This is a genomic window from Candidatus Hydrogenedentota bacterium (assembly GCA_013359265.1).
In the GTDB taxonomy this organism is placed as follows: Bacteria; Hydrogenedentota; Hydrogenedentia; order Hydrogenedentales; family SLHB01; genus JABWCD01.
Window position 1 is genome coordinate 106,882 of sequence record JABWCD010000017.1, and the last position, 8,022, is coordinate 114,903.

The following is an 8,022-nucleotide window of genomic DNA, read 5'->3' on the forward strand; positions in this document are numbered from 1 at the left end:
ATGCCGCGCGTAGCTCTCATAACCGGCGCGAACGGGTTCGTGGGGGGTATCCTCGCGAAATACCTTCGCGGCCGAGAGTGGCACGTCCGGGAAGCGGTAATGCCCGGGCAGCCCGAAGGCCCCAACCGGTTCGCGTGCGAGATAACCGACATGGCACAGGTGCGCAAGCTCATCTCGCGCACCGATGGGCTGAGTCACGTATTCCACCTTGCGGCAGTCACGTTCGTCCCGTCGTCCTCCGCCGATCCCGGGGCGACGATGCAGGTGAACGTGCAGGGCACGATTAACCTGCTGGAATGCACGCGCGTGATTCATCCGCGCGCCCGCTTCGTCTTCGTCGGAAGCGCCGCGGTATACGGCGCGCCCCGGTCCGTCCCCGTCACGGAAGACCATCCGCTCGTTCCCCGCGAGCCGTACGCGATTTCCAAGGCCGCGGCCGATTTCTATTGCGAATATGCCTACCGGGCGAACAGGGCAAACGTCGTGCGCATGCGTCCGTTCAACCATTCCGGCGCGGGGCAGTCCGATCACTTCGTGCTGTCCAACTTCGCGCGGCAGGTCGCGCGAATCGAACGCGGCGAACAGCCGCCGGTGCTGCACGTCGGCAATATCGATGCCGCGCGTGACTTCCTGCACGTCGACGACGTAATTCGCGCCTACGAACTCGCGGCGCTCACGGGAAGGCCGGGAGAGGTGTACAATGTGTGCTCAGGCATAGGGCGCACGATTCGCGCCGCGCTCGAGACCTTGCTCGCGCGCGCGACCGTGCCCATCGAAGTGAAACAGGATGCGACCCGTATGCGGCCCGTGGATGTACCGGAAATCTCAGGTTCGTACGAGAAGCTCAAGGCCCAAACAGGGTGGACTCCGGAACTGCCGTTCGAGCGGGTGCTCGACGACCTTTTGGGTTACTGGCGAAACGCGCCATGAGCACCGTGCGCGCGGAGCCCGAATCACCGCCGGCCGGCGCCGAGCGGGCGGCCGCGCACCCCACGGAGAAAGCGCGCGCGGTATTCACGGCGGTACGCAACGGCCTAATCGTAATTGCGCTGAGTTTCGCGATTCTCGAGTTGATACTCCGGATTCTGGGCGTAGCGAACCCTGTCCTATACGAGCGCAACCCCGATCTCGGCTACCGGATCAAGCCCAACCAGAAGTCATCCTTTATCGGCAACCCAATCGTCATTAATTCTTTCGGTGTGCGCGACGCGCGGCCGCTCGACACACGCGACCCCGCGAAACAGCGCGTGGTTTGCCTCGGTGACTCGGTCACGTGGGGCGGCATCTACGTCCGACAAGACGAACTATTCACGTCAATCGCGGAACGAAAGCTTGGCAATACCGAGGTAATCAACGCCGGTGTAAACGGCTATTCCACGACGCAGATGGCGCGCTTGTACGAGCGCTATCTCACCGGACTCAATCCCGACTTGGTCGTATTTTGCGTCATACCGCGAGACTTTGAACGCCCGCCCGTCGCCCAACTCACGAGCGAAGACGTCGGATTCCCCGAGCAGCCGCCGTCGTCGGCTTTCGTGGAGAGCGTACAGATTGCGCGTATCGCGGCGGCGCGGCGGTTCGACCTGGATTGGCTTCGACCACCACGCCAGCAGTGGCGAATTGACGAGTACTATGGATCGCCGGAACGGGCGAACGTGACGGCCATTGTCGAGTTTGCGGAGGCGTTGCGCGGTACAACACGAACGCTGGTAGCGTTGCTCCCATCCAATATGAGCCGAATTCGGTATGAGGCGATGCGCGATCACGTATCCGATTTCCGGGCAGCGAACGTGCCTTTCGTCGATCTTTCGCGCGACGTTATCTTTCACGACAGTGACTTCGTCGACGGCATCCACTTGTCTCCGGATGGTCACCGCAAGGTCGGCGCGGCGCTGGCCGTAGCGATATACGATTCGACCGCCCCCGAAACGCTGGCAGCCGTGGAACAAGTCGGGCAGGCGCCCGATGCGGAACGCGAGTCAGCCGCGCCACGTTCCCGCATGAGAGGGTCATCGAGACGGGACGGTCCCGGCGGAGGAGGACGACGCTAGTGGTTGAAGAGAAAGAATCACAGCAGATGGCGAGTGTGAATCCGGAAGGATCGCCGCGACAGAAGCGTGCTGCGCGAACGAGGCCCAGGACTGCGCGGAAGACCAGCGCTTCGCGAACGAAGCGGGAGGCGCCGCGCGTACCAATGGAACCGACCGCGGCGCGCGCCGCGAAGTTCGCCGGCAACCTGGTTGAATTCGAGCGGGCGACGTTCGGGAACGCGGCATTGCTTCTAACCTCGCTGAACGACCAATCGGAGAAGGCGATTCGCCATGCCGTCGCCAGCGCGAAGTGGATGCCCAAGGAAGGCCAGAAACTCGTCGAGGAATGGCAGCGCACGTTGCGCCACTCGCTGAAGGATTTTTCGAAGACCGTCGATAAGAGCTTCGACCTCTTGTCGAAATACTTCGCGCGCCTCGAAGCGGAGTCTGCGGGCAGGGAGACATAGCGGGCGCGCGGCGGCGCCGCGGTCAGTTGACGCTCGCCGCCGTGTCGGCTGGGGCGACCGCAATCGCTTTGGGCGTGTCCGCTTTGGGTTTCCGAACGCGCCGCTTCACCGCGCCGTTGCCATTGTCGTGGCCGTTGCCCCGCGCCATTTCCGCCTCCTGCGCGCGGATGGCGTGCGCCAGCTCGACGACGTGCCGCTCCTTCACTTCCGCGGCAGCGCGCAGTTCGATGAAGCACTCGCGCATGAAGTCCATCAGCTTGTCGACGTCCGGCGCCGCATTGCCGTCCGCGATGAAGGAAATAAACAGCCGCTGATCGTAGCTGGTGATCCCGCAACTGATTCCCATCTCGAGCGCGATCGGCAGCAGTCCGTAGTAGTTCAACAACCGTTTGCCCACCGAATACAGGGGAATCTGCGGTCCCGGCACGTTCGTGCAGATTAGGTGCATCGGCGGCACCTGCCAGACCATCCCCAACGCCTGCTGCACCGTGGGCCGTGCGGCGCTGCCGAGTGCCAAGGCCTGCAACGGCGCCGGCGCGCCCTGCAACGCATTGAACATCAGCCCCACGGCCTCGCTCACGCGAGACTGCTTCAGTTCCTGCGTCGTTTCGTTGATGATGCGCAGGCGCTCGATGTGGTCCTTCACTTCGAGGGGAATCTCGACCGGCAGAAACGATATCCGGTTGCCCATCGCCCCGCGCTCGTCTTCGGTGCGGATATTCACCGGCACCAGCACGCGCAGGTAACGCTTGCGCAGTTTCTCCCCGTGCATCAACGCGTAGCGCTGGCACGCGCCGCTCAATACCGTGAGCGCGACGTCGTTCAATGTGCCGCCGCACGCCGCGCGAATCGCCCGTGCCTCCGCGAACGAAAAGTCCGCGAACGCGAATTTGCGCTCGCCGGAAAACGCCTTGTTGAACGGCATCCGCTTTGCCGGCGACAAGAAGTCCCGCATCGACGCGGCGAATTCCTTCACCGCGTCCAGCGTTTGCGACGACGTAAAGCCGCGCGCGTAGTCCGCGAGTCCTTTTTGGAACCGCGCCCAATGGTCCAGCGCATCGATCGCGTTGTCCCACAACGCGTCGTACAACAACTGCGCCTGATTGGGAATCGGCGCGGGATTGTACTTCTGCTTTTTAACCTTTTCGGGCTTCGGCCACGCGTCGAAGATGACGTACATCAGCGCGACGCCCGCAATTCCGTCCACCATGCAATGGTGGATTTTCGTCACCATCCCCGTGCGGTTGCCCTTCATCCCGTGGATGACGTAAATCTCCCACAGCGGCTTGCCGCGGTCGAGCGTGCCGCGGAACAGTCGCTCGGAGGTGCGGCGCAACGCATCATCGTCGCCTGGCGGGTCGCATTTGATGTAGTGAATGTGGTTGCCGATATCGAAGCCGGGATCGAATTCCCAGGTCGGCAGGCCGACATTGAGCGGCGCTGGAACTACGCGTTGGAGGTAGCGTGGAATTAGATGGAGCCGCGATTCGATGTGCGAGCGGAATTGCTTGGGCGAGATCTTCCCCTCGAACTGCGCCACGAACCCGACGTTCATGGGCTCCTCTTCCCGCTCCAAATACAGGAAGAAGGCGTCCATCGGCGACAACCGCCGTTTCAGATTGGGCGTGGCCATCCGCGTGCCCTCAGTCAAATTCCCGCTGCAAGTTTAACATACGACCGATTGAAACGTATCGAATCAAGACATGTGACCCTTCACACGCCGGTCCCGCGCGGCGTGGGGTCTCCGCTCGCGACTCCGCTTACTTCTTCGCCCACGGTGTTGCACTCCCGCGCATTCGCCGATGCTTTGGAGGGCGATTTCATTCTCGGTACCGGGCGCTGCCGGACATGGCGCTCCCGAGCACGGGAGTCCGGCGCCGCCAAACGCCGCCGCGCGAAACAAGGGTAACACTCTTGACAAATTGGGCCTCGGGTCCGTCGCAGCATGCGAAACGACCCCTATTTGACTGACAAATTAGCTGCGTAAAATAAGTAAATGGATAAAATACATCGACTTGAGTATTCGTAGTCAGCCGGTATAATCTCTGATTGTCTTGATTTTCCCCGGAGTGAACGCTAATCGCATTATATGAATATCCAAGAAAACTGCAATTCGAAGGAGAGCATCGCTATGAAATCAGCCCCATTCACTTGGCTGGTGTTGGCGGTCTGGAGCAGCGCACTCGGTGCTTGGGGTGACGTTTCGTTCTATCCGGCCAACATCCCGGCAGCGGAAAAGGGGGAATTCATCTTCTTCAATAGCGGTCTCATTGATCCACCGGCAAGCGAGGAAGCGTCCAAGGACCGGAACGCAGGGGTTGCGTATCTCAAGCGTTTTCGTATCTGCCTGACCAACGGCTACAAGAATTTCGAGGGAACAAACTTGGACGAATTACATCAGGCCGGGTGCGAGTTTTTTATCTATCGGTGGTTCAACGGTTATTACGAAAAGGAGCTTGTGCGTGAAGGGTCGGCGGACCAAGACCCCTATTACCGCCTCTTTCCGAAGATGATCGGCCTGCTGCGCGAAATCCACGGACGCCCCGAATGGCTAGTCAATCCGGCCACCCCCATGCAAGGCGCAGGCGCAGTTCATCCGGCGTACTTTTTTGATTACGCCGAACCGGAGTTTCGCCGTTTCTTTGTCGCGTCCATAAAAAGCGACCTGGAAGAGTCTCGCTATGATGGGGTCTTCTTCGATTACATAGGGAGCTGGGCATTGCCGGATGAAGTCAAGAAACGCTGGACCGATAAACACCCCGATAAGACGTATGACGACTGCGGCGTTCTCTTCCTTCGAGAACTTAGAATGGCGATTGGGGCGAAGAAAATCTTCGGCAATCAGGCTTACCGACTGCCCGAGGCCTACTACGACTGGATCGATTACGATGTCTCGGAAAGCAATGCCACCAGCTTCATGTGGGGTACGGAGGCTCGCTTGCATTTGCAAAATGCGGGTGACGAATTGGTCCGCGACACATTCTATCGTCCGTGGGATGGTCTCAACGGTTACAAGCGAACGAGCGCATCACGACGGGAACGTGCCGTGAAGTACCCACACGTCAAGATTTGCGACATCAACTACCTCCAACCAAGGCGAGTGCCCACGGGCAAGTCAATTGACGTGGGGGGCCAACCTCGGCCGTTTTTTGGCGAACGTCCGGATCGGCCCGCAATCTTCTACAGCTATGTTGCTGCAAAGCTCGATAATGCGGCGGCGTTCGCGAGCGATTGGTACGCCCCCGGTACAGCCGAGGACGACGTGTATTTTCTTGATCTCGGACGTCCGGTCCAAGCAAGTTTCGTGGAAACTCCTGCAGCCGTGGTTCGCTACTACGACAACGGCTTTGTCTTGCTTACGCGATCGAACGGCCCGCTGATCTTTCAACCGGATCCAAGCATGATCCCCGCCGGTACTACCGGGGTGTGGGACGTCTTCGAAGGGATTCCCGTCCGAACGTGGCCAACGAAGCAACAGGTCGTCATCGAACCCGTCTGGTATCCCTCGACACAAAGTTACTATCCAAGCGGTCGAGTGTTTATGTACCTACGGGAAATTCAGGGACGGATCACGAATTGACTACTACGGAAATCAGGCAGACTACGTGCTCTCTCTGGCCGATCCGAGGTATTCTTACGCTCATGAGCCGTGTCGCACGCATCGTGGCGCCGGAGTTTGCCCATCACGTCACGCAACGGGGCTACCGCCGCGCCGATGTGTTTTGCTCCGACGACGACCACCGCGCCCTGCGGTGGAAAAGAGATTCCTGCACAACTCGAGGGCCTCGTCGGACGTCTCCAGCAGCCCCCCAAACGCGGGCGCAAACCTCAGCCCAAGCTGCCTCCACACGGCGGCGCTACGGGGAATGGCGAAGAGCGGTTGAAATGAACTTAAATCGCAGTCTGTCCCTGAATTTTCCGCGCCGAAGACAGGTTCTGCAGGTGGTGAATCTGCCGGAAAACCATTTTCTGAAAAAACCAAGCGGGATCAAAAGGCAAAAGACCCCAATTGTACATATTGCGGAGATCCCGTTGAAGAAGTAGATCACGTAGTCCCGCGATCTAAAGGCGGAAACGCGACAGCAGAAAACGCTCAGTCAACATGTAAACACTGTAATCGCTCTAAAGGGGCACGCGCAGCACCGGTTACACTTCCCCCTCATCATCGCTAATGCAAATTCAATAATGAAAACTCTCAGACTACAATTTCACGCCGACAGGGCAGATACTATGGACAGGGATTCCCTGAAGGACGCAATCAGTAGTGCATTGGACAAGTTTGGCGGCGCGTATAGCTATAGCATGACAGAGATCGATACCGACAGGCCTGTAGTCAACTATTTGTTCAGATCAGATCACCCGCGTGAACTGTGGGATATTCTGCAGGAGCGACTATTCAAAAATCCAAGATTTGGACGATGTCTTTCTGAATCTTCGATTGTAACATGCCAAGGCGACACGGGTTGGGGCGATACCTTAACACTTCTCCATTTTGATCCGTCGGTGAAATTGCAGGATTTCAATGGCAACGAGATGGAACAGATCCTGTGTAGGTTTCACAGGAATCCAATATGGGGGCAGCGCGCAGACTTTCTAATTTTAGCGTGTATTGTCAATGTACATGATGATTTCGCCCCGCCAGAGGTGGAAGAATTATGGGCGCGGCGCGTTGGACAGTATGCTTTCGAAGTATGCTGTATACCATTTTATGCGTACGATATTAATCTTGGAGACATAGTAGAAACAAACAGAAAGTTTCTAGTTAAATCTATAATTATAGCTTCTCAGAACTACACTTTCCGTGTTTGGTTCGGTGAAACAAAAGGTTCCAAAGCGCGTAGTGAAATAGTGGGCGCTATCCAGGATTTGGGGTGTGAAATGGAATGGTCGAGTACCGATTTGCTTGCAGTCAGTGCTCAGTCGCATTTCGCGCAGCGAGTTGCAGACTACCTACACCAACAAGAGCTAAGTGAAAGATTACAATACGAAACTGGGCGTTTGAAGTAGGTAATTCTCTAGCGGGTGTTCGGGCTGTGGGGGCGGCGGGCGGCTGACGAAGGTCATTGACGCGGAAGCGAACGAGACGACGCTCGAGTACGACCTGAACGGGAACCTGACGAAGGTGACCGATGCGCTGCTGGTCGAGACGGATTACGAATACGACGCGCTGAACCACCTGACGAAGATCGTGTCGCCGTCGGGCAGTGGTATTTACATGGGGAATTCGGGGACAGACTACGAATTTGGTGCTATATAAGTATTTGTAGTAGTGCATAGTACTCGCTGGGACAACTAGGAACACTCACCTGTTATTTTGGGAAATCAGGGGAATCAGTCCCACAACGCTCCTTGCCGGCAGCGATTGTGGGCAGGGGGTTGACCGGATTTGGTTTGTCCTGGGGCAAACCTGGTGCGTAATTGGCAACACCAAAGCGTACGCGCGGCGATTCTCGAGACGGCACGCGCCCGGCTGGCCGCCGGAGGCGCGCCGCGCATTGCCTGCTCCGCTCCTGCACCGGTGGCGC

Annotated in this window: 7 protein-coding genes and 1 pseudogene; 7 read left to right on the forward strand and 1 reads right to left on the reverse strand. The window is 58.2% G+C overall.

Annotated features, from left to right (window positions below; genetic code table 11):
- The 3 genes from HUU46_15840 to HUU46_15850 all read left to right on the forward strand — a co-directional run bounded on the left by HUU46_15840 (position 1) and on the right by HUU46_15850 (position 2,497).
- Complete coding sequence (locus HUU46_15840; protein ID NUM55116.1) at positions 1-930, forward strand: GDP-mannose 4,6-dehydratase; 930 nt, start codon at positions 1-3, stop codon at positions 928-930.
- A complete protein-coding gene (locus HUU46_15845) occupies positions 927-2,051 on the forward strand; it encodes an SGNH/GDSL hydrolase family protein (protein NUM55117.1) in 1,125 nt (374 codons plus the stop codon). Before HUU46_15840 ends, HUU46_15845 begins: the two co-directional genes overlap by 4 nt.
- A 143-nt stretch (positions 2,052-2,194) precedes the next feature.
- Complete coding sequence (locus tag HUU46_15850; protein NUM55118.1) at positions 2,195-2,497, forward strand: hypothetical protein; 303 nt, start codon at positions 2,195-2,197, stop codon at positions 2,495-2,497.
- Positions 2,498-2,519: 22 nt separating this feature from the next.
- Here HUU46_15850 and HUU46_15855 read toward each other — a convergent pair whose 3' ends face one another.
- Positions 2,520-4,130 carry a wax ester/triacylglycerol synthase family O-acyltransferase gene (locus tag HUU46_15855; protein NUM55119.1) on the reverse strand — a complete coding sequence of 537 codons (1,611 nt, stop codon included), beginning with the start codon at positions 4,128-4,130 and terminating at the stop codon, positions 2,520-2,522.
- A gap of 498 nt (positions 4,131-4,628) precedes the next feature.
- Here HUU46_15855 and HUU46_15860 point away from each other — a divergent pair, with 498 nt between their 5' ends.
- From HUU46_15860 to HUU46_15875, 4 genes and pseudogenes are all read left to right on the forward strand, one after another.
- Positions 4,629-6,077, forward strand: a complete 1,449-nt coding sequence (locus tag HUU46_15860; GenBank protein ID NUM55120.1) for a hypothetical protein — start codon at positions 4,629-4,631, stop codon at positions 6,075-6,077.
- A gap of 430 nt (positions 6,078-6,507) precedes the next feature.
- Positions 6,508-6,669 (forward strand): annotated as a pseudogene (locus HUU46_15865) (HNH endonuclease).
- 58 nt (positions 6,670-6,727) lie between these two features.
- Complete coding sequence (locus HUU46_15870; protein NUM55121.1) at positions 6,728-7,504, forward strand: DUF4265 domain-containing protein; 777 nt, start codon at positions 6,728-6,730, stop codon at positions 7,502-7,504.
- Between the two features lie 43 nt (positions 7,505-7,547).
- Positions 7,548-7,754 (forward strand): RHS repeat protein, encoded by a 207-nt coding sequence (locus HUU46_15875; protein NUM55122.1) that lies wholly within the window; start codon positions 7,548-7,550, stop codon positions 7,752-7,754.
- Positions 7,755-8,022 lie beyond the last annotated feature (268 nt).

Coding starts and splice junctions, on each gene's coding strand:
- HUU46_15870 (NUM55121.1), top strand. CDS start 6,728: ATGGACAGGGATTCCCTGAAGGACGCAATCAGTAGTGCATTGGACAAG.
- HUU46_15855 (NUM55119.1), bottom strand. CDS start 4,130: ATGGCCACGCCCAATCTGAAACGGCGGTTGTCGCCGATGGACGCCTTC.
- HUU46_15860 (NUM55120.1), top strand. CDS start 4,629: ATGAAATCAGCCCCATTCACTTGGCTGGTGTTGGCGGTCTGGAGCAGC.
- HUU46_15840 (NUM55116.1), top strand. CDS start 1: ATGCCGCGCGTAGCTCTCATAACCGGCGCGAACGGGTTCGTGGGGGGT.
- HUU46_15850 (NUM55118.1), top strand. CDS start 2,195: ATGGAACCGACCGCGGCGCGCGCCGCGAAGTTCGCCGGCAACCTGGTT.
- HUU46_15845 (NUM55117.1), top strand. CDS start 927: ATGAGCACCGTGCGCGCGGAGCCCGAATCACCGCCGGCCGGCGCCGAG.